This is a genomic window from Streptomyces sp. NPDC038213, from assembly GCF_055600495.1.
In genome coordinates, this window is the sequence record NZ_JBVJYM010000009.1 from 69239 (window position 1) to 94580 (window position 25342).

Consider the following 25342-nt stretch of genomic DNA (forward strand, 5'->3'; position numbering starts at 1 on the left):
TCTCCAGGAGCTGCTGTTGTCCTCCACCCTCACCGCTCAGGACCTCATCGACCGGCTGTCCGCGGTCGACCCCGACACCCCGGTGTGCCTCGCCATCAACCCCCTCTTCCCGTTCCGCCACGGCATCGCCGACGTGATCGCCGTACAGGACGCGCTCGGCCGTACGACGGTCTACGTGACGGAGAACGGGGATCAGCAGGGCCCCGTCCCGCCGGAGGTCACCGTCGCCGCTGGCTGGCACGAGCCGACCGAAGCACCCCGCCGCTCGCGCACCGGCATCGCCGCGCAGTAGCCCCACCCCCATCACCTGGAGGCGCCCCTGAACCCGAACCACCCCTTCCGCTCCTCCCGCCCGGCCTACTGGGTGCGCCCGCGCCACCTGGCCGGAGACGACGACGAACTCGCCGACCGGGTGGCCGTGCCTCTCGTGGACGCCGGCTGGTCGACCTGGACGACGGCCCGCTCCACCCTGCTGCACCTCAGTCCTCGCGGACTCGCCGGGGCCGAGTGGGTGCGCGGCTCTCATGACTTCCTCCTCGGCGACCTTCAGGTCGCCTGGCACGTCTCGGCCCGTCAGCACCCGGCCAGTGCCGTGATGGAGTGGACCGCCTGTTTCACCACCGGTACACCTCCCGAAGCCATCGCCGACTTCCTCCTCGCCGTCGAGGCGCGCACCGACCCGGCCGTCAACTACGACGGCCGTGAGCGCGTCCTCGACGCGCTGTGTGCGCAAGGCTGGGCCCGGGACATCGACACCCCCGACACCCGGGCCTGGGATCCCGGCATGTCCGCGGGCTTCGCCTGGGCCGAACTGCCGGAACTGGTTCGCGATGGCGACCCGCGCCCTGGTCTGCCCGGCTGGCAGGCGTGGGCCGAGCCGGTGATCGGCGATCCGTACCAGTGGACTGCGGTCTTCAGCGCCAGCGCCCCGCACGACCTCGTCGCGGCCTTCGCGACATCGCTCGCCTCGCCCGCCCCAGTGTGGCGCCGCAACCCACCGGAGAGCGCCGCCGGCCGACTCTTCACCACCCCGGCAACCTGACCGGGCCCCGCGACGCCGATCGCGCATCCCCAAGGAGGCTCTCGTGCCACGTCGTCTTCCTCGTCTCACCGCCCACCACCCGGACGGCACCCTCTGCCCGACCACCGGGCCGACGCGACACCTGGTGTCCACGAGCGGCGTGCCCCGCACACCGCAGTGCACTGGTCGTGCTCGATGGCGCGCTGTCTGCGCGTGCGGGTGGACTCACACCGCCACGGCGAAGGTGATCACTGACGGCGAGCGCCGTCGCCGCACCTGCGGCTGAGATCCCCGACGGAAACGATGACGGCCCCTGGGCTCCGAATGCGGAGCCCAGGGGCCGTCATCGTTTCGGCTCGGTCAGCCTCGAGCCTTGTCGACCGCCCGGGTCAGATGCGTATCGACCAGGGCGGGGGACCCGGACAGGACCACGAGGACGGAACCGGAGCGCACGGCGGTCTGCTTCATCACGGTGTCGCGCCCGCCCGCGGTGAAGGTGAGCAGCTGGCTCCAGGCTTCGTCGCCGAGAGCGGGAGCGGGCAGCTTCTGGGTCGCGACGGCGATCGGGGCGTCGCCCACGACGACCTGGTACAGCGGGCATCCCGTCATGGCCTCGAACACGGTCCTGGTGTTCGGGCCCAGCTTGTCGACGGTGTCGCTGTAGAGCTCCTCGGCCACCTCGGAGCCCGAGCCACGTGCGTAGGAGAACGTGACCTCCGCGCTGTTGGGGAAGTCCAGCTCTCCGCCGGCGGCGCCGGTGCCGCCGAGCTTCTCCAGCGCCGGGCAGCCGATCACGGTGACATCGTCACGTTCGCTGTTGTCGGACTTCGCCTGGCGCGTGTAGCCCTGGCCGAGGTCGGATTCGTCGAGCAGCCGCGCAGTGAGAGCCGCCGAGGTGAGCGGGCCTGCGGCAGGTTCCGTGGTGGGAGTCGGCTTCGCTGTGGCGGCCGGTGCTGCATCGGAGGGAGCGGATGTGGAGCTGTCGTTCCCGCAGCCCGTGACGGCGAGGGTGACGAGGGCGGTGAGGGACAGAGCAGCGGAGGCACGACGGTGCACGGTGGGTCCTTCCGTGGTCGGGGGTCTGACGGCGCCGGGCCCGAAGCGGGCTCTCCTCCGGCGGGATCGTACGGGGGTGGGTTAGTGGCCGAGGTCCCGCAGGCCGTCGTTGTAGGTGTCGTGCCGCTGGGTGACGGGCCCGCTGTGCCGGTCGTACCAGGCGGTGTCGAGGCCGGGTTCGTGCTGCTCGTGGCCGGCGGGGCAGCGCAGCCACACCTCGTCGCGGATGCTGATCACGACCCAGCCGCGGTAGGACCCGCACGTCCCGCAGGCCCGCACGTCACCGTCGACGACCAAGGGGTGGGGGTGCGTCATCAGGAGCCCTTCCACCTCCCGGCGCACTACAGCAGGTGCGTTGAGTGGGGGGTCGACGTGCGTCGTGCTCACGTCCTCCGCCCACTTCCACGCTCCTCGCTGCTGACGAGTCACACGTCTGCGTCCGAACATGTCTCCCCCTCCTACGGCGTTCGTCGGACGGCGATAGTGCCGCGCAGCGCCAGGCTGCTTCAACTCTTGGATATGCCAATGTCATGTCCGCGCGGTGTTCCTTGCTTGCTGCTCGCCGTGGTGGAGGGCTGACCATCTACCGGCGCCGACGGTCGCGCCGTTCCCTGTCCGGAGCCGTTCCTTTGAACGGCGTCTTGCCCAGCCGGCCAGTGCCTGGCATGCCGGTCGCGTCGGCGGGGAGCCCTGCAGTGCGGCGCAGGCGCCAGACGAGGACATCGCTGACCGACTCGGCTGTGCCCAGCTCGCGGCGGCCGGCAGCGTCGGCGAGCAGGGCACCGGGGTCATGGCCCGCGGCCTCGGCCTCGGCGAGCGTGGCCGCCAGGGCGTACCAGCCCTCCTCGGTGAGGACGTGCTCGGCGAGGTGGGGGACCGCCTCGCGCAGGACGGCGGTCTGCCGCAGGAGCAGGGGACGGGAGAGGCGTCGGCCTCGCTGATGGAGCACGGCGAGCGGGTGGCCAGCGGCGGCGCGGTAGGCGGCGCGAAGGTGCTCGGCGGCCTGCTGGGCGGCGTCGGCCTGCTGCGCGTGGCCCTTCCTTGAGTGCCAGTGTGCAGCAGCGGTGACCAGGAAGAACAGCATGTCGATCGCCATGGCCGTACTCGCGCCGTCTTCGCCGCGTCCGAGGGCCGGCCCGCCGCGAACGAGATCGCGGGCGGCCTGACGCAGGGCGCGGTCGTGGCCTCGTACGGCGCGGATGTGTGAGCGGGAAGCACGCTCGAACACTGAGGCCGCTTCGTGCAGTTCGCGGCGCGTGTGGGCGGCGGACGTCTTCGCGAGGGCGTCGAGGACTTCGCCGGCCGCGGCGATGTGTGCGGCGGCGAGGCCGTCGTCGCCGTGCTCGACGACCAGGACGGCCTGCCAGGCGACGGTCGCCGTGTCCCGCCGGGCCGTGGCCGGGGCAGCAGGAGTCGGACGCAGCGGCTGGACCGAGCCTCCGTCCTGGGCGGCGGTGTCCGCGGACCAGCGCTCACGGATGCGGGGCAGGGAGAGGTCGGGAGCGAGGCGGGCGCCGGGGTAGTACACGGGCTCACCGTCCTTGTTGCGGTCGTCGGGCAGCGCGACCTTGTAGCCCAGGAGGTCACCGGAAGGGGCCACGCGTGTCTTCACCAGGAGGCCGGCGGCGGCCAGGCGGCCGAAGAACTCGTCCTCGCTGACCGCACCGGCCACGGCTCGGCGTACGGTCTCGCGCAGCTCCTCGCGGGCAGTACGCTCGCGGCCCTGGCGCACGGCCTTGTGCCGCTCGGCGCTGGTGGGACGCTGGGCGGCCGTGCCGTCACCTGGCTTGAGTCGGCGCAGCCCGAGTTCCTGTTCCAGGAGGCGGGCCTCGGCCTGGACTCGGACGGCGTCGCGGTCGAGGTCGGGCCGGTAGCCGTCCTCGCGGGCGAGGGTGGCGAGGATGTGGATGTGGTCGTCGGCGTGCCGGACGGCGATCCAGCGGCAGCCCGCGCCCTGGTCGGGGTCGTCGATGCCGGCGGCGGCGACCATGCGCCGGGCGATGTCGCCCCACTCCTCGTCGGAAAGGATCCGGTCGGTGGGGCCGTTGCGGACGGACAGGTGCCACACGTGCGGTCGTGCCCGCTGGGCCTCGGTGAGGAGGGCGAGGGGCTGGTCGAGGAGCTGCTGGAGTTCCTTGTACGTGGACTCGCCGTCGCGGCCGGGGTCAGGAGCGGCGTGGTCCCAGGAGGCCACGACGTGCGGGTCGACGTGTTCCTCGGCCTTGCCCGGTCCGTACAGGTAGTAGAGCAGGCCGATGGTGCGCTTCCCGCGCTTGTGGATCTTCGGGACCATGTTCCTAGCGGCTTTCGAGGAGCTTGTCGGTGGCGGCCTGGACGCGCTCGGTCGCCCGGCGGACGGCGTTGAGCACCGCGTCGAGCTGAGCGTCCGCCGGGCGGTCGCCCAGGTTGATGGCCCTCGCTATCTGGTTGACGTTGTTGCCGACCTGCCCAAGGTGCCGGCGGGCCGCGAAGACTTCCGCGATCAACTCGCGCTCGCCTGCGATCGACGCGGCGGCGGACTCCGGATTGCGGGCGGCGGCGAGGCCGGCACGGGCGAGGAAAGCGGGAAGGCTCGTACGAGCGGCAGCGGCGGCGTCGGCAAGCTGCTGCTTCTCGACGTCGTTGAGACGGACGCTGCATACGTAGGCGCGCTTGTCAGGGGTGGTCTTGGGTGAGCGCTTGCGCGAAGTGGTCTTCGTGGCACGGCGCTTGCGGCGAGGCTCGAGCTTCTCCGGCTGCGATCCGCCCTCGGTCGCCGCCCCGTGGTCCAGCACCCCCCGGTGCTGGACCACCCCCGCCCCCTCCGGGGCGGGCATGGCCAAGACGCGCTTCCCCGACGGGGAAGAGTGTCTTGGCCGATAACTTGCTTCGTCTGATGACGAGTTGGTCCTCGGCTGGCTGACCGAGGGGAGGGGCGGTTCCTGCGAGTCCGGCATGATCTCTGCGTTCTTGAGTCAGGGAGGAAGCGGGACCGCTCCGGACAGAATCCGGAGCGGTGGGGGTCACTGGCAGTCCTGCCGGCGCGGGACTACCCGCATTCGAGGCACCGGGCGACGTGCCCGGACAGGTCCCGTGCCATTCGGTGCTTGCTGCTCTTGGCCAGCCCCGCGCTGCCCCTGGTGGTCGAGCGAGCAGCGTGGTTGAGCAGGTAGGTGGTCTCCTGCTCGTACTTGGCCCGGATGCGGGCGAACTTCGGGCATGTATTCATCGGGTGCTCCTAGCAGCGGCGGGCTGTGGTGTCCTCAGGCGGGCCAGAATCGGGGTCAGCCGCTCGTTTCGGATCGGGATCGCGTGTTCCCGCATGATTCCCCGGAGCTGTACGCGGGTGACCGCTTCATTGCCGTCCCGCGCCAGGGCGTCCGGGACGTGGGGCCGGATCAGGTCGACGATCTCGTCGTCGGTCAGCTTGGGGCGTCGACCTCCCGGTCCCGGTGACGCCCCCTGGCCGCCCCCCGTCCCGGCGTCGGTCCCGTCCCCGTCCCCGCTCTCGGCGTCGGTCCCGGTCCCGTCCCCGGTGTCGGAGTCGGTCCCCGTGCCCGTGTCGGCGTCGGTCCCCGTCCCGGTCTTGGCCTCGGCTCCCGTCCCGTCCCCGTCCCCGGTCCCGGTCCCGTCCCCGTCCCCGGTCCCGTCCCCGGTCCCGTCCCCGTCCCCGGTCCCGGTCCCGGTCCCCGTCCCGGAGTCGGTGTCGGTCGCGGTCCCGTCCCCGGTGTCGGAGTCGGTCCCCGTCCCGGTCCCGTCCTCGTCCCCGCTCTCGGCGTCGGTCCCGGTCCCGTCCCCGGTGTCGGAGTCGGTCCCTGTCCCGGTCCCGGTCCCGGTGTCGGAGTCGGTCCCGGTCCCCGTCCCGGTCGCGGAGTGGGTCCCGGTCCCCGTCCCGGAGTCGGTCCCGGTGTCGGTCCCGGTCTCCGAGGCCGCCCCGCCATTACCGCTGTCCGGCGGCGCGACGAGTTGGTGGATCTGCCGCATGAGGACTCCGAAGGCCAGTAGGGCAGCGGTCGGCGGGACAGCGGCGACGATGTAGTCGAGCACCGGGATCGCCCCCTCGCTGCCACCGCGGACGCCGGCCACATTAAGGGCGATGGAGCCCACAGACCCGGTGACCGTGAGGCCGATGGCCCACCAGTCCGTGACCCGTCTCAGCCCTGCCCGCAGCATGAGCAGCTCGCCGGTCACGATGAAGGCATCCACCGTCCCCGGCCACGCCCACTGCCGAGCACGGGCGTTGCCCAGTCCGTGCTGGCCGGCGACTTCGGCCAGGTGAGCGTAGGACAGCCAGAAGGATGCGATCGTCAGGGCCAGGATGACGGCGCCTGCGGCGATCAGGACGTACCGCTCAGCCGCCCTCTGCGCGGGGCGGCCGACCGGGTCGTGAGGGTGAGTCATGCTGCCTTTCGGAAGGTGTCGAGGATGACGGGGGCGTGGACGTGCCGGTCCACCGGGACCACTTCGTCGCTGGGGCGACCGGTGTCGGGGCTGTCGGCGTCCTGGACGCTGGTCAGGGGCGGTTCCGCCGCGCTCGACTCGTCTCCCTGGGCGTCGGCGACCGGGGCAGGGTCAGCGTGCACGTTGTGCCGGTCGCGGTCCTCGATGGCGCGGGCTTCCTCGCTCATCACGTCGCGGGCCCACTCGACCGTGACGCCCAGGACGTGGGCCAGGCGGGTCGTGCTCCAGCCCCGGGCGCAGGCATACCGAACGACCGCCTTGCGCTCCACGCTGCTGAGATGGACATCCCGCCCGTTGATCGCGGCGCGCACCCGGGCGTAGTCGAGGCGGTTGTCCAGCTTCTTACGCCACGCGGCGCGTTCCTTGAGGGTCAGGCCGCCCCACATGCCGTGCTCGACCTTGTTCTCCAGCGAAAAGTTGAGGCAGTCCCGCTGCACGGGGCAGGCCGCGCAGACCTGCTTGGCCTGCTGGCGGTCGCGGAAGTTGCGGGGGCCGTGGAAGAACAGCCGGTCGGCTTCCTTGGGGTTGATCCCGTAGCAGGCGGCGCGGGAGTGCCAGCTGTGGTCGGCGATCGAGCGGATGGTCGGCTGCGGACCGGTGTTGGTGGTGATGTAGCGCATCAGGGTGTCTTTCGGGTGCGCCTCGGCCTCCCTCGACGCCGCGTGGCGGCGGAGGGGCAGGGGTGAGGCGGAGGGATGGGCCCGGCTGCGGCGGCGGGCCGAGGAGAGGAGGCGCGTGTCAGCGCCGGAAGCGGCGGTCGGGGCCGGTGAAGCGGACCGGGGTGCACATGCCGGACATACGGCTCAGCACGCGGTCGCCGACCAGGTCACGCAGGACCGGCTGGCTGGGCGAGTCGGCCAGGTCGCGGACCGGCGGCAGGTTCGTGGTGAAGATCGTCGGCAGCTGGTTCTGGCAGCGCCAGTTCACCAGCCGGAAGAGGACCTCCTCGGTCCACGCCGAGGTCTTCGCCGCGCCGACGTCGTCCAGGAGTAGCAGCGGCACCCGGACGATCCGGCGGAGCTGGTGCTCCAGGTCCACGCCAGCCTGCGGGCGGGTATCGCCGTACAGGTCGGCGGCGGTCGTCGCGTGCCAGGAAACCCCGCACCCAGAGGCGGTCAGGGCCCGGATCGCGGCGTACGCCTGGTGCGTCTTGCCGGTTCCGACGTTCCCCCAGAGCAGCAGCGACGGCCCGTGCATGATCCGTCGGCGTCCGGCAGTGCCGAACTGCGGGTTCAGTCCGCCGGCGGAAGGGGCGATCGCGCTCTCGGAGACCTTCCTCGCCCAGGCTGCGACATCGGGGTGCTCCACCAGGGCTTCGCGGTAGGCGATCGGGATGCGCAGCTGGGCGGCCTCCAGGGCCGGGATCGACTCCGGGGTGTCCGGCAGCTCCGCGGCGGGGTTGATCCCGCGCTCGGCGAGCTTGGCCTCCAGGCGGGCTCGCAGGCGCTCAGGCACCGGCGGCTGCGGGTCGTCGAGGCGGTAGCGGGTCACAGTCGGCCTCCGAATCCGGTCGGCTCGGACGTGGGGTCGAGGTAGGGCAGGTGGCTGGCGGTGGCCCAGGGCCCCGCGCCGGAGGCGCCGACTGCGGCCGGAGACCGCGCGGCGTTCAGTGCCTCGTTGACCAGGCTCGGCAGCACGCTCCCGTGCAGGCCCTTCAGGCGCAGCCGCTTCAGGGCGCTCCGGATGACCTCCGGGTCGAAGCCCTCGTCCAGCAGGAGCTTCACCTGGCGACCGACCAGCCCCACGACGTCCCTCGGAGGCTTGTGTGCGGACTCCCGCACATACTCGGCCACCAGGACCTTGGCCGAGGTGCCCGCCGGGCTGGTCCGCGGTGCGGGGGCCTCGCCCCCCTTGGGGAAGGATCCAGGATCCAGGATCCTAGATCCAGCCGCTTCACCCTCGCGAGGCTTCGCCGAATCGTTCACGAATCCCTCCTGACCTGCGGGTTCGTCGGACGGTGCCGAGTCGGCCCGGGCAGGCTGCCCGCTGCTGCTCACCCGCACCTGCCCGCCGCTCACGGCCTCCTCCGAGATGGCCGTGAGCGGCGTGGGCGTGGCGGAATCCTGCGTATCGAGCATTCGACGAGGTTGCGGAGAAGTGCGCGGGAGGGTGGTGAGCGTGCTGTGGGTGGGCCCGGCCGTCGGGCAGGCGTCCTTCGTGCAGGCGCCGCACTTCTGATGGCCCTGGTGAGCCGGGCACCGCGGGCGTCGCGAGGCGGAGGGTCGGTCGATCTTCTGGTGCTTCTCCCACGTCACCACATGGAGGTAGGAGTGCCCGTCACAGCCGGTGTAGCGGCAGATCAGGCCGGCCTCGGCGAGCTGCTCAAGGTCGATGGCCACGTTCGCCGGTGTGTGGTCGGCGCGCAGGGCCCAGAGCCGTCCCGCGATGATCGCGGGGTGGTCGCGGAAGCGGCCGGAGTCGTCCGCCTGGGTGAGCAGGCCGAAGAAGGTGACCATCGCGGTGACACCGACCGCGGCGAGGTCCTCGGACTCGAACGCCTCGGGCTTGATGGTGCGGATGCGGGCCATCAGGCAGCACCCCCGCGGGCGGGGTTGCGAGTGGGGGCCGTTGCCTCGCGGGCCGAGGGACTTGGTCTTTTGCGCTGGGCAGCAGACATGCGACAATCTCCTGTGCAGTGAAGCCGCACCGGCGGTCCCGTGAGAAGGATCGGTGCGGATGAAGGTGATCTCCGCCCTTGCCTGGGCGGGAGCATCGTGAGCGTCCGGCGTCTGAGAGTTGCCTCTCTCAGGCGCCGTCGCTGTTTCTGCCGTCTATCCGGTGCTGTGGCTGCCGCTGTTCATCAGGTCCCCCTCCATTCCCCCTGGGCCGGGCGGGCTGCCCGGCGAGCGACGACGAACATACGAGGACGTTGCCGAAAGGTCTAGACATAGCTCTACAACCTCGTACAAGTTCCCGTGAGGCCCCGCCAACCAGCTGGCGTCCATGGAGCGCCGGATCGGCGACCCCACCTTCAGCAACGACTTCATATCGGTGCCGATGGCGCGTTGCGCACGCGGCGACGCAGAAGCAACATGCATGGAGGGTCCTCCCCGGGGCTGGCACCATGAAAGGGCGAGGCCCGGCCACCAGGTGCGATACGGAAACTTACGTTAGTTTCCCAGATGCATCAAGCCTGGCTTACAGTAGCCCCAGAGGCCGCACCCACCGGCCGTATCGCGACCCTGCAGGAGACCACGTGCCCCCTCGTCAGTTCGACGGCAGACGCTTCCGTGCTGCCCGGCGGGCCAAAGAGCTCAGCCAGGCGGAAGTGGGCGCGGTGGTAGGCGTCCAGGCGCCGGCTGTCTCGCGGTGGGAGGACAACCGGGAATTCCCCAAGGGCGAGAAGCTCCCTGCGCTTGCCAAAGCTCTCGGCGGGCAGCTTGACGATCTCTTCCCTCTCGACGGTCCCGCGGACCTTGCGCTCCTTCGCTGCGACGCCGGCCTCACCATCGCGCAGGCTTCTGAGATCGCCGGCGCGAGCAGGGGTCCGGTGGGCAACGCCGAGAGAGGCCAGCGCCGGCTGAAAGATGTCTACGTGCAGCCGCTCGCGCAGGCGTACGGCGTGACCGAGGAGGAGCTGCTCGCGGCCCAGGACGTGACTTTCGGGCTGCGCCCGGGCACGGCCGCGCCTCGGACGGTTGGGGAAAAGATCAACTATCTCGTGCAGCGCGGCTACATTGGGCAGGAAGCGCCCTCCGACGAGGAGATCGCGCGACGGGTCAACGAGTACGCCGGGACAGCTGTCACGACGACCGAAGACATCATCGGTCTTCGCGCAGGTGCGACGACAGAGGCTTCCGACACGGTGCGCGCCGGCCTTGCCCACGCCCTCCAGGTCCCTCTGCGCCTCTTCCGCGACGATGCCGAGATCGGCCCCGACGAGCGCCAGACCCTGGAGTCGCTGGTGTTTCTCGGCTCGATCAGCCGAGGTCAGATCCTGGGCCTGGCCGCACGCGGCAACGGCGAGGGCCTGTCCTACGAGATGATCGCCAAGATCAACGAAGTGGTCGGAGAACTGCGGCACAAGCTGCCAGAGGCCCCGGAAGGGGAGTAAGGCCGCCCTAGAGCTGGGTCTCCCTCTTGGAGCTGGGTCTCCCGCGCTCTGGGCCGAGGCGCCCTGAAACGCGAAGGACTCTGGCGCCCCTACAGGGGCGCCAGAGTCCTTCGCGTTTCAGGCTATGTCAGGCAGGCCGGTGGATCAGGCCGTGGCGAGGTCCACGCCGAACAGCGTGGAAAGGGCGGCCACCGTCTGCTTGGGGTCCTGGTTGTGCACGCCCGTAATGCCCAGCTTCTCGGCTGCCTCGGTGTAGGCGACCGTGTCGTCAACGAAGACACACTCGTCGGCCGGCAGGTCCATCAGCTTGAGGGTGATCTCGAACAGCTCGGGATCGGGCTTGCGCAGAAGGTGGTGCTCGGAGATCACCACGACGTCGTACAGCCGCTCAAGCTCGTAGCCGCTGTACAGGTCCCACGGCGTCAAGCCCACCGAGTTGGACAGGATGCCGACCCTGATCCCGGCTCGCCGTGCCGCGGCAGCCGCGTTGATGATCAGGGGCTCGGGGCGGAGGTCTCCGAAAATCCGGCCCATGAGCCCCTCGGGGGAGACGCCGAGCATCTTGCCAGCGAACTCGTTCCACTCGGCCTGGGAGACCGCTCCGCGCTCCAGGTCACTGGTGATCCGGACGCCTTCGTCGTCCTTGTAGAGCGCTGTGAGGCAGGCGCCCTGCGGCAGGCCCTCGCGCCGCTCGAAAGCGAGCACTGCGGGCAGCAGCGGGGTGGTGAGAACGCCTCCGAAGTCGAGGATGAGGCCCTTGGGGCGGTTGGCGGACATGCGAGAACTCCAGGGTTGCTGAGATTTCGGACGCCCATCCGGACCGGATAGGGTCGCGGCCCGGCCACGGGTGGCGACGGGAACAGGAGAGCGTCGCAGGCCGGAGTGCATTTGCAGGGTGGAGGAAGGACCTTCCAGTCCACATCGACCACGGTACCAGTCGTGTTCACAAGGCATGGGTGCGAAATATCACCCGCCAGGGCGGGAATTCGGATGCCCCCATGATCGCCATTGTCTACGCAGAGTAGTCCTGCGGTCGCCTGCGGGCGGGATTTATGGGTGAGGATCCGCTTCAGTCGTGATCGACCGCTGGAGAAGATCTTGTGCTTGTTCCAGGGTGACGTGTGAATAGGCCGTGCTGACTCGTGCCAGCCACGCCGCTTCGCCGTCGGTATCCACGAACGGTTTTTCTCTCAGGGGAGCAGCCGCGTGAGTATTTGCCGGCGTCGACTCGGCAGCCTGCAAGGCGGCCTTGATCCAGTAAGCCTCCGCTGCCAGCTCGGGGTCTGGATGCGCGGCGGTGGAATCCTCTGCGGCGAACATCAGATCGGGCGGTGCGTAGTAGCGCAGTTTCTCGCAGGCGTCGGCAATATCCTGCGTCCACCGGTCCAAGCGGACTTCGATGGGAACTCGAACGTGCCTGAGTTCTGAGAGGCGGCGACCTGGCGGGTAGAGGCTGGTCCCCGGAAATGCCTCCACAAGGTCAAACCACAACGGATAGATCCTGTACAGGGTTCGCCAGGTTTCCCAACGTGCCACCGCTGCCCGCGTTGTTGGAATGCTCGCCCCGACGGCGACGATCAGGAAGAGAAGGTTCATCCACATCGACGTCGCGTCAACGAGCAGCCGCATTGTGGAAGGGCTCAGCGGAAACGCCACATCTGCCCACAGCATCGTTATCCGGGCCATTGTGTGGGCCAGCCCCATCCACATGGCCACACCCATCAAGCACAGCCCGACTCGCATGCTGGTGCTCTCGGCCTGCCGTGCTGCCCTCGTCCACTGGTAGCCACAAACAGCCGTTGTGACGAGAGGGAAGAAATAGAACACGGTCATGTAGACGGCCGTGCCCCATTGTCCAGAGTGATCGATCAGGAAGTTGTCGCTCGGCTTGTCGCGCTCCACGACGGTGAAGAAGAGCACCGTCAGCAGTGTGACTCCCACCGCCCCCGCCCTGTAGGAGGCCCGTGCGATCCAACGGGAGACGGCTACGTGCCGCGGCACCACCGCCTCCGCGCTCTTACCGTAGCTGGTAGCGACGTACGTGAGGGCGGCGATGATCGCCGCCGTGCTGGCGAAGTGCCTGAGCAACGCGCTCAGATCCACCACCGGGATGCGATCCACCGCATCCATCGCCGCCGGCGTGTACAGCCACAGGGCCACAGCGAATCCCGCGTAACCGCCCCAGAGGGCTCGTCGGTGCGCGTCTCCGTATCGCACCGCGGGGAATCGCCACACGGCGATGATGGTCATCACGGCCGCAGTCAGGTATTTGAAGTAGTCGAACACGGAACCAGGGGGGTCTGCAGGTCGAGCCTTGAGCCGATCAAGCCGGCCCATCTCGGCCTTGTTTCCGACAGGTGGAGTGGGTGGTCTTGTGGAGTTCCTGGAGCTGGCGGAGCTGGGAACTCGAAAGAGACTAGTGTCGACGCCGCGGTGGAGCGACTGGGTGGGCGAGTGAATGCTCAAGAAGGCTCACCATGTCGTCTCCCGTGACCGACAGCCTCCGCCCCAGGCGCTTGATCAAAGAGGCCGAAAGCTCGGCCTGCTTTTCCTCGATGCTGTCGAAATCTACGCGCCCCTGGACCAGTGCCCCGGGGAAACGGCGGAGTACTTCCTCGCGGATCCGCTTAGGGACGTACTTCTTGATCTGCTCATCAGTCAAGGATGTGCCATGGTCCATCCATTCATGTGAGAGCTCGTGAAGGATGATGTGCACAGTCTGATTTCGGCTTGAGCGGCGGCGGTAAATGATCAGGGTGAAACCAGGTGCCTTGACCCGAAGGCCGCAAGCCGTACCCAGGCCGCCATCCCGATCGTCCATCGGGATGAGCCGAATCTGACGCCCAAGCGCCTCCTCCATGTTTCGTACCAGCGCCTCAACGCTGAACGGAGAGGGGATGGGGAGATCGGCGAGTAGTCGCTCGCATTCCTTTACGAGGGCGCGCCGCGAGGGGTCTCTGCGCCAAGCGAGCAGCCCCTTGCGTTCCCCCACGAGGGCGCGTCGCCAAAAGTCCCTACGCCAACGCATGGTTGCTCCATCGATGCCACTGAGGTGATTTCTGCCAGCCTCGTCCCGCTTACTTCCACACGAGGCGCTAGTAGCCAGGAGCCTATGAGGGTGGGCGGTGGTCGGCCGCCGCACCTTGGCTGCCCTGATCGTACAAGCAGGTAAGCGTGATCTATACGGGGGCAGCGTGTTGTGAAGGTCACCTAAGGGTTAGAGTCTCACAATCCGGAATTTCCAAGATCGAATTCCAGTGCGGAGTGCGCCAATTGATCTTTGGGTTGTTTTGATTTCAAGGGTTTGCCCGCAGTGGCGGTGAAGAGAGGGCTACGGTGAAGACGCCCCCCACCCTGGCGGAGGGCGAGGTGGGGGGCGATAGCGAGGAGTGCTGGCGTGATCGGTGGCGGCTGAGAACGAACGCGACCGTTCAGTGAAGGGCTCGAGGCCCGTACAGGGCCGCTGGCTGGTTGGTCACCAGGGCCCAGTAGCGGTCGCCGTAGCTCCAGTGCCACCACTCGGTTGGGTAGTTGATCAGTCCGGCGGTGGACAGGGCGTCGGACAGCAGCGTGCGGTTTGTGCGGGCCTGGGGGCTGATCGAGGCGGCGTCCGTGTAGCAGGAGCCGTGGCTCTCCTCGGGGCTGGCGTTGACCCGCGTGCCCATGTCGAGTTCGTTGCCGTCGGCGTCCACGAGGGTGAAGTCGACGGCGGCGCCGGCGCTGTGCGGGGCGATCTCCGGCGGGGACACGTACCGGCTGGCGGCCTGGTGGACCTGGTCGTGGGGCCAGGCCGGGTTGGCCGCGCGGAGCTCTTCCGTGTACTCCTCGAAGTAGCGCCGTTGCAGGTCGGGCGGGCGGTAGCCCTCGACGTAGAGCAGCCGGATCCCGTCGGGCAGGAGCGACTGGGCGTGGATGAGCCGCTCCAGGACGCCGCGGCGCAGATGCGCGTAGGAGCCAGTGGTGTCGGCTCGGCGATCGTCGACCAGCAGGCTTCCGTGCACCTCGACGAGCGGCTCGCCGCAGTCGGCGACGGGGATGGCCGCGACGCGAGGGTCGGACATCAGGACGATCGGACCGGGCGCGAGGGTGATACGCATCCAGGGCGCGGCGTTCTCGCGGTAGGAGTGACCGAGGGGCGCGATGTCGCTCTGGTCGGTAAGGCTGAAGCCGGTCACCATGACCGCGGTGGAGCCGTCAGCGACGGACACCAGGTGCGTCCCGCAGTTTATCTCGGCATGATGAGGTGTCTCAGAGATCGCGGAGTTATGCGGTCTCTCTACGTGTCTCATCAGAGGTCAGGAGAGCGGCTTGTCCCACGCCGTGGAGGAAGCAGTCGCCGAGGCGGTGGTTGACAGGCATCGCACCGTCGTGGGTCTGGCAGCCGTGGACCGCGCCGACGCCGCCGGGGTCCTGCGCCGGGCCGGTGTGGAGGAGGGGCAGCGGTTCATCCTCGGGCCGGACGGCTCCTACGACTTGGATCTGAATCGGATGATCCGAGACCTGCCGAGTTGGGGTGTGCGTTCGGCCAACGGCCAACAGGCGTACTGCTCGGACCTGACGCTCGTCTGCCGATTCCTCCATGAAGGCAGGGGCGGCAAGACGATCTGGGAGATGACCGGAGCGGATCTGCGTGCTCTCAAGCAGGCGCGACTCTTCGCGGCGGACCCCGACGAACGGATCGAGGTCGTCACCTGGAACCGGATGCTGGCCTCGCTCGACAAGTGGGTGGCGTGGTCCCTGGACGCGGAGCTCTTGGCCGAGGAGCCGTTCCGGTACGTCGACAAGGTGGTGATGACGCCGCAGGGTCCCATCCAGGTTCGGGTGAACGCCGAGGCGGAGCCGGGCCAGAGCGACCGGCCGATCACCTTCCTGCCGTACGAGGACTACCTGCTGTGGCGAGACGTTGGGCTGCGCGGCTTCCTCCCGGACGGCGGGCGTGATCCGAAATGGCGAGGGCGTAACGGCGAGCGCAACGCGCTGTTCGCGGACCTGCTGGTGTGTACGGGGATGCGGCTGACAGAGGCGTCGTGCCTGTTGGTGCCCGAGGTTCCGTCGCTGGCCCACGGCCAGGGTGCCTTCCATCTGTCCAAATCGGCGACCAAGCGGGAGAAGGCCCGCAAGGTGTACGCGCGCCGCCGTGTGGTGCGCGATCTGCATCACTACCTCGCCATCGAGCGTGACGAGCTGGTCCAGCGCACGCGCCAGGCCGGCGGCTACACCTGGGCAGGCAGGCACAGGGTTGTGGGTTCGACCCGGCAGGCGATGCTAGTTGAGGGCCGCAAGCGAGCCTGGACCTACGAGGGCATCGGATACGAGGACCGCTTGCGGCTGGTGTCGGTGGACGCGCGCGGTCGCGAGCTGGGCCCGCTGTGGCTGTGGCTGGGGGAGGGCGGGCAGCCGCTGAGGAGCTCGACGTGGCAGTCCGCGTTCCGGCGGGCGAATGAACGGTGCGCGAGCTTCGGCCTCGACTTCGACGTGCACCCGCACACCCTGCGGCACACGTTCGCCGTGCACATGTTGGGGCTGCTGCTGCGTCAGACGATCCGGGCGATGGGGATGGCCGAGGACCGCCGCTTCACGTTGGCGCAGATCAAGCGGATGCTGATCGGCAATCCGATGCGCAAGCTGCAGCTGCTGCTCGGGCACAGTCGCGAGAAGACGGTCTACCTCTACCTGGACGTCCTGGACGAGGCCCAGGAGATCGTCCTGGCGGCGCTGGCCGAATGGGACGAGCAGGCAGCCGTCCTGGACAGCCTGGAGATCCCGGAGGCTGACCTGTGAGCCCGAAGCGCGTACGGTTCGCGGCGACCGCCACCCCGCCGCCTGCGGAGCCGGTGCCAAGCGTCGGGCCGCTGGTGTTCTCCGTGCCGGTGCTGGTGCTGGGCACGGAAGAGGTGGTGGACCTGTCCGATCTTGGCCACCCTCGACTGGTCCGCCCCCTGGCGAGTGCCCTGATCGAGGAACTCGGTACCCGGGGCGGGGTGAGACAGCGAACCCGGCTACAGCAAGCCGTGCAGACGGTCCGCGACTTCGTCCGCTTCACCGCGGCCGCCCTGGAGGGGCATGGAGAGCTGGCGCTGGACGACCTGGAACCGGGCCTGATCGACGCCTTCGAGGAGGCCCTGACGCGGCGGTACGCCGCCGGCAGCAAGGGGCCCAGAGCGGAGGTGCTGCTGCTGCTCCGGATGCTTCGCAGGGTCGATGAGTCCCATCCGGGCCAGTTCGAGCTGGAGTTCGCCCATCGGATCAACGCCAAGCACACGTCGGAGGAGAGCGTCGCGGCCAGGCCGCTGAACGCCTACCCGTTCCCGGTGTTCGAAGCGTTGGAGGCTGCGGCTCTGTCGGATCTCGGCACGATCCGGGACCGGATTCTGGAAGGCGAGCGGCTCGCTGAGAGGGGCCACGACCCCGAGGGGCACGGGTGGGACCGGCTGGAGAACATCTGCTGGTACCTGGCGAACCGCGGCCCGCTCACGCCAGCCCACCTCGCCATCCGCGGTGTCAGGGACCACGGCGGCATGAAGGCGCTGAACTCCCGCCTGTTTCTCACCCCTGGGGACTTGGTCCGCTTCCAGGTCCTCCTGGCCTGCCAGACCGGCCTGGAGCCTGAGGCCATCAGGGAACTGCGGGCCGACTGCCTGGTCAGTCCAGCTCGCGGCTACGTCACCGTGAGCTACCTCAAGCGCCGTTCCCGAGGCGCTCAGAACAAGTCGCTGCGGGCGCGCGACGGCGGCACGCTCCGCAGCCCGGGCGGTGTCATCCGTCTCGCTCTGCGGCTGACCCAGCGAGCGCGGGACATGATCGGAGCCGAGGAACTGTGGGTGGCTCCCTCTGGAACCACGGGGGAACTGGCCCCCAGATTCACCCGAACCGTCGCGGTGGACACGTTTCCGCGGCGGGCGTTCTTGGCAGCGCACAAGATCGATGCGATGAAGGATCACGACGGCGGAAGCGTCTCGCTGGACCTTCGTCGGGTGCGTAAGACGTTCAAATCCCGGCAGTACCTTCGCGCGGGAGGGATCCTGCCCGACTTCGTCAGCGGGCACACGCCCAAAGTCGCGGCCAGGCACTACGCGGACATCGCCGCCCACGACGAGATCCACGACCAGGCCGTGGAGGCGGGGCTCGCTGAGGCCCTGGCCGTCGCGCTGCCGCCGCCGGTGGTGCTGGACGAGGACGGCAGCCGGCTGGACGACGGCGAGGAAGAACTGCCGCCCCAAGTCGTGCAGGAGACGTTGTCCGGCGCAACGGACGTGTGGCTGTCGTCTTGCAGAGACTTCTTCGCCTCGCCGTACGCGGCGAAGAAGGGGGCTGCCTGCCCCGTCCCGCCGTGGGTGTGCCTGGAGTGCCCGAATGCGGTGTTCACCAGCCGCCACCTGCCGGCCGTGCTGTCGGTGCTTGACACTCTCGAGCGCCAGCGCGAGGAGTTCTCGGTCCCCGAGTGGCAGGCCCGGTTCGGCCTGGCCCACGAGCGCATCACCACCGGGGTCCTGAACCGCTTCAGCACCCGCCAGATCACCACCGCTCGCGCGATCGCCGAGGCCGGCGGTCCACGGCTTGCCCTGCCCACCTCCTTCTTGGAGACGATCCGGTGACCCTCACGTTCGAGACCTCGCTCCCGGTTCAGCCCGGCCCGGCCCCGGATGACTTCGTCCTGCCGAAGAAGTACACGAAGGGCAAGGCGAGCCGAGGGCCCCGGCTCGGTGACGACGTGTGGGATCTGCGGCCCTTTCTGCCACGGACCACGCGGCGCGGACGGGTGAACTTCCTCGTCTTCGACGAGGGACTGCAGCGGCGCACCGCCCAGCAGTACGGATTCGCGGTTCTGCGGGAAACACCCGGCAACCAGCGTTGGCCCGTCAAGCCCACCTATCTTCCCCAGGAGATCCACACTCTCAGACGCGTCTGGGCCAACCTGCGCACGGTGGGGATTGAGCGGCTGCAGGACGTGCGCCGCGAACACCTGGAGGCCCTGCTCCCGCTCATGCGACGCTCGGGCCCGAACATGGTCGAGGACCAGGTCACCACGCTCAAGCGGCTGGCCGAGTTCGGCCCCTTCCTGTCCTACGACCGCCTTACCCTCAGGCCCTGGCCCTACCGCACCGCCAGGCAGATCTCGGGCCTCGCGAACCACCGCGAGAACAGCACGCCCCGCATCCCCGAAGAGATCATGCGGCCCTTCCTGGCCGCGGCTGTGTTCTACGTGCGGTACGCCAGCGGTGACATCCTGGCTGCCCGCGACGACCTTGCCCGCATGGCGGAGGCGACGAAGGCCGAGCCGGTGCCGGCGCCGTTCGGCCGAGATGGCAGCCCCACCCGCGCGAAGATCGAGCGATTCATCGCCCAGCGGAGGGCCGAGGGACGCGGCCTGCCCGCCCTCCCTCTGGAGCATGTTCACACCGTGCCCGGCGCGACAGTGATCGACGGAGTAGTCCAAGCCCCGAACCTGGCTGTGATCAGGCACTTGACCGGCACCCGACACATCCACCACCTGCGGCACCTCCTCAAGGGGGCCGGGAACGAGTTGGGCTGGGAACAAGGCGGCCTTCCCACTCCGCGGACGCCGTGGCCGGCCACGGGCCAGCCCTGGCGAGCCGAGTTCAGCCCCACCTCAGTGAACGCGGAGACCGTGCACCTGCGTGTCGCCTGCTGGATCGTCATCGCCTACCTCTCCGGCATGCGCGACATGGAGGTGCGTGAGCTGGGACGAGACTGCGCGATCACGGAGATCGGTGCCGACGGGCGAACCCGATACAAGATCCGCGGGCGCGTCTACAAGAACCGCAAGATGTCCGGCGATGAAGCCGACTGGGTGGTCTTGGACATCGTCCACGAGGCCGTCGAGGTCCTGAAGCTCATCAACGACGACCCCACCCACCTCTTCGGATACCGACTGCCCTCGGACTACGTCCTGTTGTCCAACATGCCGCGACGACTCAAGAACTTCCGCGATCACCTGAACGCTCTGTTCAGCACCCCAGAGGAGTCCTACATCCCGGCCCTGGCCGCGGAGGATCTGGGTCTGGACACCGAATCAGAGCCCGCCAACAGTGATGAGAGCGACGAAGAACAGAACGAGGACCCACTGGCCTGGGCCTTCGATACACGCCAGTTCCGCCGCACGCTCGCCTGGCACATCGCCAACCAGCCGTTCGGCCTCGTCGCGGGAACCCGGCAGTACAAGCACGCCAGCCACGCGATCTTCGAGGGATACGCCGGAACATCAGCCTCCGGCTTCGCCGACGAGGTCGCAGCGGACAAGGCCGTCGCCCTCTTGGACTACGTCGAGGATCTCTACCACGACTGGAACGAGGGCGGCCGGTCAGCCGGCGGCGCCGTCAAACGGGTCGAGGCCGAGTTCGACCGGATCCGGGCCGAGCTCGGCGACCTGCCAGGGGCCGTCGCAAGCTCAGAGCGCTTGCGGACGATGCTGCGGCACCTGACCCGCACCCTCCACCCAGGCGCGCTCAACGACTGCTTCCACCACGCGGAGACCGCCGTGTGTGGCAAGCGGGCCAAGAACGTCCGGCAGCCGCTGCCGATGCTGAACATGTGCTTGAGTTGCCCGAACTCGCGCCGGTCGGCAGTCCATATTCCGCGGATGCGGCTCACCCGCGATCTGGCTCACGAGGAGTTCAAGGACATCCGAGGCGTCCCGGTGCTGCAGGAAGCCGCCATCCGAGAGTTCGAAACCACCCTCGATGCCATGATCGCCGAGTTGCACGCCGAGGAAGGCAGCCCTCTGTGACCGGTCCCCGCACCACCCAGACCGTCTTCGCCCGGCTCTCTCGCGAGCATGAGCTGTCCGACAAGGACCGCGCCATCATGCGGGCCTTCGAGCAGCTGCTGGATGGCCGCCCAGAGATCACCGACGGCTCCGTCAACGTGGTCAACATCGCCACCGAGGCGGGCGTCTCCCGAGCGTCCTACTACCGGTCCCCGGTCGCCGGCGCCATCAAGGAAGTCCTCGCCGCCCCCAGTACCAAGCGGCCAGAGGTTGACGAGCTCAAGGCCGAGGTCATTCGGCTGCGGAAGGAGCTCCGCGATTTCCGTCGGGAGAAGGCCGAGGAGGTCCGTGAGCTGAAGGCCACCGTCGCCACCTATGCGAATCAGATCCAGGTCCTGGCCCTACGCAATGCCGAGCTGGAGGGGGACGCGGCCACCCTCCGCGGCCAGATCGCCGATGCGACCAGCGGCACAGTCCGGCCGATTCGGAAGCCGTGAGCTTCATCGGGTTGCAGATCCGTGGCGATGGTGTCGCTTGCCGTCTGGCGCGGTCGCTGCGTCGTGCCGGACCGGAGAGGCGAGTCTGTGGCGGTCCGTGGCCGGGAGTGACAGGTTTCGCACAGGGCGATTAGCCAGGTGTGGTGCTGGTCCCCGTGGAAGCGCGGTCGTCCGGGCTGGCCGCACAGCTCGCAGGTCTGTACGGCGGCGAACTCGGCGGCGTGGGTGAGGGCTGTGGCTCGGTCGGCAAACTCCCCGTCGAATTCGCCGCCGTCGAAACGATCGGCGACGGTGATGCGCAGGCCGCCGAACCTCGGGCTGAAATCCTCGATCCGGTAGGCAGGGTCGAGGGTGGACAGCTCGTCGCGGAGGTGGTTGAGCAGGTCGGCCCAGCCGGGTCCAACGGTGGCGGTCCAGACGGGAATCTGCCGTTCGCTGTTTGGGGCGGGATCCATCGTCATGGCCGCCATGGTCGCGCAGGGCGCTGACAGTCGGCCCTTGGATTCCGCGAGCCTCGTCGGGCGGAAACCGGTGTTCGACGCGCTGTACGTCACTGCTGTGGTGCGCTACGGGGTGGGCGCCCTCGGTTCGAGGGGGATGGTTGGCTTCCTTGCTCTGAGCTGGCCCCACAAGGACCCCGCCCTGTTGGGCCGGGGTCCTTCCGCTGGCGCGTGTGGCGGGGGTCAGTGGCTGCCGGCGAGTTCGCCGGTGAGCTTGCCGTGGAGGTCGGCGCTGGGGTCGTTCAGCCCGGTGATCTCGACGGTCTTGCCGCGCTGCTTGTACTTGGTCTCGATGGCGTCCAGGGCGGCGACGGAGGACGCGTCCCAGACGTGGGCGGCCGACAGGTCGATGACGACCTTCTTCGGGTCGCCGGCGTAGTCGAACTGGCCGACGAGGTCGTTGGAGGAGGCGAAGAACAGTTCGCCGGTCACGCGGTAGACGACTGTGGTGCCGTCGGGGTCGGTGACGGCGGTAACCTCCGCGAGGTGGGCGACTCGCTTGGCGAAGATGACCATGGCGGTGATGGAGCCGACGACGACGCCGATGGCGAGGTTGTGGGTGGCCACCACGGCGACCACGGTGATGACCATGACGCTGATCTCGCCCGCGGGCATCCGCTTGAGCGTCTTGGGCGCGATGGAGTGCCAGTCGAAGGTCGCGAACGACACCATGATCATGACGGCGACGAGTGCGGCCATGGGGATGTCGGAGACGACGGGGCCGAAGGCGATGCACAGCACCATCAGGAAGGCGCCGGCGAGGAAGGTGGAGAGGCGGGTGCGGGCGCCGGAGACCTTCACGTTGATCATCGTCTGGCCGATCATGGCGCAGCCGCCCATGCCGCCGAAGAAGCCGGTGACGATGTTGGCGATGCCCTGGCCGATGGACTCGCGGGTCTTGTTGGAGTGGGTGTCGGTGATGTCGTCGACCAGCTTGGCGGTCATCAGCGACTCCATCAGGCCGACGAGCGCCATGGCGAACGCGTAGGGGGCGATCGTCGTCAGCGTGTCGAGCGTGAACGGTACGTCGGGCAGGCCCGGCACGGGGAGGGACGAGGGCAGCGCACCCTTGTCGCCCACGGTCGGCACCGCGATGGCCGCGCCGACGGTGATGACGGTCAGGATGACGATGGAGATGAGCGGGGCGGGGATCACGGTGGTGATCTTCGGGAAGAACACCATCAGTGCCAGCCCGCCGATGATCAGCGGGTACACCGCCCAGGGGGCGTCGGTCATCTCCGGGACCTGGGCCATGAAGATCAGGATCGCGAGCGCGTTGACGAAGCCGACCATCACCGAGCGCGGGATGAACCGCATCAGCTTCGCCACCCCGACCGCGCCCAAGATCACCTGGAAGACGCCGGCCAGGATGACGGCGGCGACCAGGTAGCCCAGGCCGTGCTCACGGTTGAGCGGGGCGATGACGAGGGCGATGGCGCCGGTCGCGGCGGAGATCATCGCCCGACGTCCGCCGACGATCGAGATGACCACGGCCATGGTGAACGAGGCGAACAGGCCGACCGCCGGGTCCACGCCCGCGATGATCGAGAACGAGATCGCCTCGGGGATCAGCGCGAGCGCGACGACCAGGCCAGCCAGGACCTCGGTGCGCCAGACCTTCGGGTCGGAAATCCAGTGGGGCTTCAGGCCGCGCAGGCGCGCGGCCGGGGACACAGCAGTAGCAGCAGAAGACAAGGGAGACGGAACCTGTCGTGCTCGGGCACACCCCTACGGCAGGCCGAGGCGTGCGGGAGGACGCGGAGGGGCCGGGCCGGCACCCCGCGGACGGCCCCGTGGATACGGAGCCGGAAGTCGAGGACGGACGGGTCGGGCCTGCTCAAGGGCGCGGCCGTGCCTTACGTCCGGGGGCGAAGCCTCACGGCGGGCAGGCGGCGGCGACGGGCATCATGGGCTCGCGCACGCGTCTCTCCTGCAACAATCGGATCTTCGCCGGGGGCACCATCGGCCCCGACACGGCAACGGCGGGGCGGCGACGCCGCCCTCACCACCAGCAACTCTACCTTAACGTTAGAGTAGAGATCGGCGGGGTAGCACGGGACGCGGCCAGCCACGAGGAGAAGGGCCAGGGACACGGGCGTGGATGACAAGCACATGCAGATCGGCGAGGTCGCCGCGCGCACGGAGCTGTCCCTGCGCACCATCCGGCACTACGAGGAGACCGGCCTGGTCACCCCCTCCGCCCGCTCCCAGGGCGGCTTCCGCCTCTACACCGAGACCGATGTCGCCCGGCTCATGGTCATCCGCCGCATGAAGCCCCTCGGCTTCACCCTGGAGCAGATGCGCGACCTCCTGGACGCCACCGACCGCCTCGACGCCGGCACCGGCCTCGACGCCGGCGAGCGCGAAGCCCTCCTGGAACGCGTACGGACCTACCAGCAAGCCGCCGCCGAACAGGTGGAGAAGCTGCGCGTGCAGCTGGCTCGCGCTGAGGACTTCGCTGACACCCTGGGCGCCCGCCTGGAGCAGAACGCCCCGGTCGCCTCCGTCCAGAGCTGAGACAAGGGACGTGGCCTGATCCGGCGGCCCGCGTTCACCGGGGTTGACGGTCCGCTGATGTGGCTGGCTGCTCACGGCTCCGCCTCTTCGGTCAGGCCGCTTCGGTGAAGCCGGTGCTGGTCAGATCCTGCTCCTGCAGGGGAGCGAAGTCGACGTCGAGTTTCGGGTCGTATGCCTCCGGCTCGATGCCGAGTTCGTGCGTGGAGTACTCGCCGAACCGGTCATCCGTGAGACACAACGTGCCTGGACACGTGTTCCGCTTGCATAACGCAGTTCGGGCAGAAGCCGCGCTTCGCCTCCCCTGGGAAGGTCTCGTACCAGGTCGGTTCGCCACCCTCACCGGTCCAGGTGATCGTCTTGAAGCCCACCCACCACATCACGGGGGTGCCGCCGAGTTTCTGGCAATGATCGCATTCACAGGTGTGGGGGAAGACTGCCGGGCCCTGGGCGGTGAAGCGGATGCGGCCGCACAGGCAGCCGCCGGTGCGTACCTCGGCTTCTTTGGCTCTCTGGGTGTCGGCGGCGGGGGTTGCGTTCATCAGGTGATCTCCCAGGTGGAGTGGGCAAGTTGAACCCATCAGTGCGCCATCGCTTCCATGATCGCCAGGACGCTGTTGGTGGCTCTGGCGTGGCCCCGGCCATGTGCGCCGATCGCGGAGGCGTGACGTGTTCGGGCGACGAACCCGCGCTCAGGGGTGTCCCAAGGCGCACACGGCCCATCGGGCATCGCGCCAGGGCACAGTGCCTGTCTGAACCGCCGGGTGGTGTGCCGAACCCGACGAAGCGCCACTCGCCACTGCGGTGACCGACCTCGCCCCTCCCGATCTTGGCTGCAACACGTACGGAAGCGCGCGGGTTCGTGGATGCCTCGAGGGGCAACCGCTGAACCCTCCCGTCGTTGCCGGGTTAAGCACGGGGACGAGGGCGGGTTCGGCTCTGCCGGGGATGACGCGCAAGTCAGAACGGCGGGAGGCGGCGGCGTACGGCGGCGGTGTCTGTCCATGGTGCGATGAGCGCGGCGGCCACGGAGACTACGGCCAGGAGGAAGAACAGTGGCGCGTAACCGCCGAGCGGCGCGGCCAGGGCCGCGCCAGCGAACGGCGCGAGGGCTGCCGCCGTGGTGGTCGGTGCCGCGAGGAGTCCGGAGAGTCGGCCGTAGTGCGTGGCGCCCCAGCGGTCGGTGATGGCGGTGGCCTGGAGCAGGGTGAGCTTGCCGCGGACCATGCCAGCCACGACCGACACGGCTATGAGAAGGGCGTATGGGCCGGGTGCGGCGGCGAAGGCGGCGGTGGTCAGCCCGCCGAGCGCGATCAGGATCGTTGTGCGGGCCGTTGCTGTGGTGCGGCGTGCAAGGGCTGCATACATGGTGCGACCGAGGGTCTGTCCGGCGCCGCCGATGCCGAGGGCCCAGGCGGCCTGGCTCGTGGTGTACCCGCGTTCCAACAGGAGCGGGACGAGGGCGACGACGACGGCGTACATCGCGAAGCCGGACAGGGTGAAGGCGACGGCGAGCAGCAGGAACGGCAGGGC

At 69.0% G+C, this 25342-nt stretch carries 26 protein-coding genes; 9 read left to right on the top strand and 17 right to left on the bottom strand.

The window, feature by feature from the left end; all coding sequences use genetic code 11:
• The first annotated feature begins 16 nt into the window (after positions 1–16).
• The gene (locus tag ACZ7JZ_RS15925) at positions 17–292 is read left to right on the top strand and encodes a hypothetical protein (RefSeq protein WP_470938885.1); all 276 of its coding nucleotides are present in this window, start codon (positions 17–19) and stop codon (positions 290–292) included.
• A 72-nt stretch (positions 293–364) separates the two neighbouring features.
• Positions 365–1042 carry an SPDY domain-containing protein gene (locus tag ACZ7JZ_RS15930; RefSeq protein WP_329283937.1) on the top strand — a complete coding sequence of 226 codons (678 nt, stop codon included), beginning with the start codon at positions 365–367 and terminating at the stop codon, positions 1040–1042.
• A 339-nt stretch (positions 1043–1381) separates the two neighbouring features.
• Here the strand turns inward: ACZ7JZ_RS15930 and ACZ7JZ_RS15935 are convergent, their stop codons facing one another.
• The 9 genes from ACZ7JZ_RS15935 to ACZ7JZ_RS15975 all read right to left on the bottom strand — a co-directional run bounded on the left by ACZ7JZ_RS15935 (position 1382) and on the right by ACZ7JZ_RS15975 (position 9045).
• Positions 1382–2077 carry a hypothetical protein gene (locus ACZ7JZ_RS15935; RefSeq protein ID WP_470938887.1) on the bottom strand — a complete coding sequence of 232 codons (696 nt, stop codon included), beginning with the start codon at positions 2075–2077 and terminating at the stop codon, positions 1382–1384.
• Positions 2078–2158: 81 nt separating this feature from the next.
• On the bottom strand, positions 2159–2392 hold the full coding sequence (locus ACZ7JZ_RS15940; protein ID WP_470938889.1) for a hypothetical protein: 234 nt from the start codon (positions 2390–2392) through the stop codon (positions 2159–2161).
• Positions 2393–2660: 268 nt separating this feature from the next.
• The gene (locus ACZ7JZ_RS15945) at positions 2661–4370 is read right to left on the bottom strand and encodes a mobilization protein (RefSeq protein WP_470938892.1); all 1710 of its coding nucleotides are present in this window, start codon (positions 4368–4370) and stop codon (positions 2661–2663) included.
• Positions 4371–4374: 4 nt separating this feature from the next.
• Complete coding sequence (locus ACZ7JZ_RS15950) at positions 4375–4893, bottom strand: plasmid mobilization protein (RefSeq protein WP_470939174.1); 519 nt, start codon at positions 4891–4893, stop codon at positions 4375–4377.
• A 212-nt stretch (positions 4894–5105) separates the two neighbouring features.
• Complete coding sequence (locus ACZ7JZ_RS15955; protein ID WP_041662999.1) at positions 5106–5285, bottom strand: hypothetical protein; 180 nt, start codon at positions 5283–5285, stop codon at positions 5106–5108.
• A complete protein-coding gene (locus tag ACZ7JZ_RS15960; RefSeq protein ID WP_470938895.1) occupies positions 5282–6457 on the bottom strand; it encodes a DUF2637 domain-containing protein in 1176 nt (391 codons plus the stop codon). Before ACZ7JZ_RS15960 ends, ACZ7JZ_RS15955 begins: the two co-directional genes overlap by 4 nt.
• Entirely contained in the window at positions 6454–7137 is a 684-nt protein-coding gene (locus ACZ7JZ_RS15965) for a WhiB family transcriptional regulator (protein WP_470938898.1), read from the bottom strand. Before ACZ7JZ_RS15965 ends, ACZ7JZ_RS15960 begins: the two co-directional genes overlap by 4 nt.
• A 118-nt stretch (positions 7138–7255) precedes the next feature.
• Complete coding sequence (locus ACZ7JZ_RS15970; protein WP_470938901.1) at positions 7256–8008, bottom strand: ATP-binding protein; 753 nt, start codon at positions 8006–8008, stop codon at positions 7256–7258.
• On the bottom strand, positions 8005–9045 hold the full coding sequence (locus tag ACZ7JZ_RS15975) for a hypothetical protein (protein ID WP_470938904.1): 1041 nt from the start codon (positions 9043–9045) through the stop codon (positions 8005–8007). The genes ACZ7JZ_RS15970 and ACZ7JZ_RS15975 overlap by 4 nt, the downstream gene beginning before the upstream one ends.
• A 668-nt stretch (positions 9046–9713) precedes the next feature.
• Between ACZ7JZ_RS15975 and ACZ7JZ_RS15980 the strand changes: the two genes are divergently transcribed.
• Complete coding sequence (locus ACZ7JZ_RS15980; protein WP_470938907.1) at positions 9714–10571, top strand: helix-turn-helix domain-containing protein; 858 nt, start codon at positions 9714–9716, stop codon at positions 10569–10571.
• A 144-nt stretch (positions 10572–10715) separates the two neighbouring features.
• On the opposite strand, the gene ACZ7JZ_RS15985 is transcribed toward ACZ7JZ_RS15980, so the two are convergent.
• The 4 genes from ACZ7JZ_RS15985 to ACZ7JZ_RS16000 all read right to left on the bottom strand — a co-directional run bounded on the left by ACZ7JZ_RS15985 (position 10716) and on the right by ACZ7JZ_RS16000 (position 14668).
• On the bottom strand, positions 10716–11348 hold the full coding sequence (locus ACZ7JZ_RS15985) for an HAD-IA family hydrolase (protein WP_470938910.1): 633 nt from the start codon (positions 11346–11348) through the stop codon (positions 10716–10718).
• A 273-nt stretch (positions 11349–11621) separates the two neighbouring features.
• A complete protein-coding gene (locus tag ACZ7JZ_RS15990; protein WP_470938912.1) occupies positions 11622–12857 on the bottom strand; it encodes an MAB_1171c family putative transporter in 1236 nt (411 codons plus the stop codon).
• 130 nt (positions 12858–12987) lie between these two features.
• Complete coding sequence (locus ACZ7JZ_RS15995; protein ID WP_470938915.1) at positions 12988–13431, bottom strand: hypothetical protein; 444 nt, start codon at positions 13429–13431, stop codon at positions 12988–12990.
• A 571-nt stretch (positions 13432–14002) separates the two neighbouring features.
• Positions 14003–14668 (bottom strand): M15 family metallopeptidase, encoded by a 666-nt coding sequence (locus tag ACZ7JZ_RS16000; RefSeq protein WP_470939177.1) that lies wholly within the window; start codon positions 14666–14668, stop codon positions 14003–14005.
• 211 nt (positions 14669–14879) lie between these two features.
• On the opposite strand from ACZ7JZ_RS16000, the gene ACZ7JZ_RS16005 reads away from it, so the two are divergent.
• The 5 genes from ACZ7JZ_RS16005 to ACZ7JZ_RS16025 all read left to right on the top strand — a co-directional run bounded on the left by ACZ7JZ_RS16005 (position 14880) and on the right by ACZ7JZ_RS16025 (position 21283).
• Positions 14880–16352, top strand: coding sequence for a tyrosine-type recombinase/integrase (locus ACZ7JZ_RS16005; protein ID WP_470938917.1), 1473 nt, complete (start codon positions 14880–14882; stop codon positions 16350–16352).
• Positions 16349–18166: a hypothetical protein gene (locus ACZ7JZ_RS16010; protein ID WP_470938920.1), complete on the top strand. Its 1818-nt coding sequence runs from the start codon at positions 16349–16351 to the stop codon at positions 18164–18166. The genes ACZ7JZ_RS16005 and ACZ7JZ_RS16010 overlap by 4 nt, the downstream gene beginning before the upstream one ends.
• Complete coding sequence (locus ACZ7JZ_RS16015) at positions 18163–20319, top strand: hypothetical protein (protein WP_470938923.1); 2157 nt, start codon at positions 18163–18165, stop codon at positions 20317–20319. Before ACZ7JZ_RS16010 ends, ACZ7JZ_RS16015 begins: the two co-directional genes overlap by 4 nt.
• The gene (locus ACZ7JZ_RS16020; protein ID WP_470938926.1) at positions 20316–20795 is read left to right on the top strand and encodes a hypothetical protein; all 480 of its coding nucleotides are present in this window, start codon (positions 20316–20318) and stop codon (positions 20793–20795) included. Before ACZ7JZ_RS16015 ends, ACZ7JZ_RS16020 begins: the two co-directional genes overlap by 4 nt.
• Before the next feature lie 143 nt (positions 20796–20938).
• The gene (locus ACZ7JZ_RS16025) at positions 20939–21283 is read left to right on the top strand and encodes a hypothetical protein (RefSeq protein WP_470938929.1); all 345 of its coding nucleotides are present in this window, start codon (positions 20939–20941) and stop codon (positions 21281–21283) included.
• A 195-nt stretch (positions 21284–21478) separates the two neighbouring features.
• On the opposite strand, the gene ACZ7JZ_RS16030 is transcribed toward ACZ7JZ_RS16025, so the two are convergent.
• Positions 21479–22969 (bottom strand): SulP family inorganic anion transporter, encoded by a 1491-nt coding sequence (locus ACZ7JZ_RS16030; RefSeq protein WP_470938932.1) that lies wholly within the window; start codon positions 22967–22969, stop codon positions 21479–21481.
• 423 nt (positions 22970–23392) lie between these two features.
• Here ACZ7JZ_RS16030 and ACZ7JZ_RS16035 point away from each other — a divergent pair, with 423 nt between their 5' ends.
• Entirely contained in the window at positions 23393–23812 is a 420-nt protein-coding gene (locus ACZ7JZ_RS16035) for a MerR family transcriptional regulator (RefSeq protein WP_470938935.1), read from the top strand.
• A gap of 91 nt (positions 23813–23903) precedes the next feature.
• On the opposite strand, the gene ACZ7JZ_RS16040 is transcribed toward ACZ7JZ_RS16035, so the two are convergent.
• From ACZ7JZ_RS16040 to ACZ7JZ_RS16050, 3 genes are all read right to left on the bottom strand, one after another.
• On the bottom strand, positions 23904–24050 hold the full coding sequence (locus ACZ7JZ_RS16040) for a hypothetical protein (protein ID WP_470938938.1): 147 nt from the start codon (positions 24048–24050) through the stop codon (positions 23904–23906).
• Positions 24034–24351: a GFA family protein gene (locus tag ACZ7JZ_RS16045; protein WP_470938940.1), complete on the bottom strand. Its 318-nt coding sequence runs from the start codon at positions 24349–24351 to the stop codon at positions 24034–24036. The genes ACZ7JZ_RS16040 and ACZ7JZ_RS16045 overlap by 17 nt, the downstream gene beginning before the upstream one ends.
• Positions 24352–24769: 418 nt before the next feature.
• Positions 24770–25291: an MFS transporter gene (locus ACZ7JZ_RS16050; RefSeq protein WP_387920377.1), complete on the bottom strand. Its 522-nt coding sequence runs from the start codon at positions 25289–25291 to the stop codon at positions 24770–24772.
• Positions 25292–25342 lie beyond the last annotated feature (51 nt).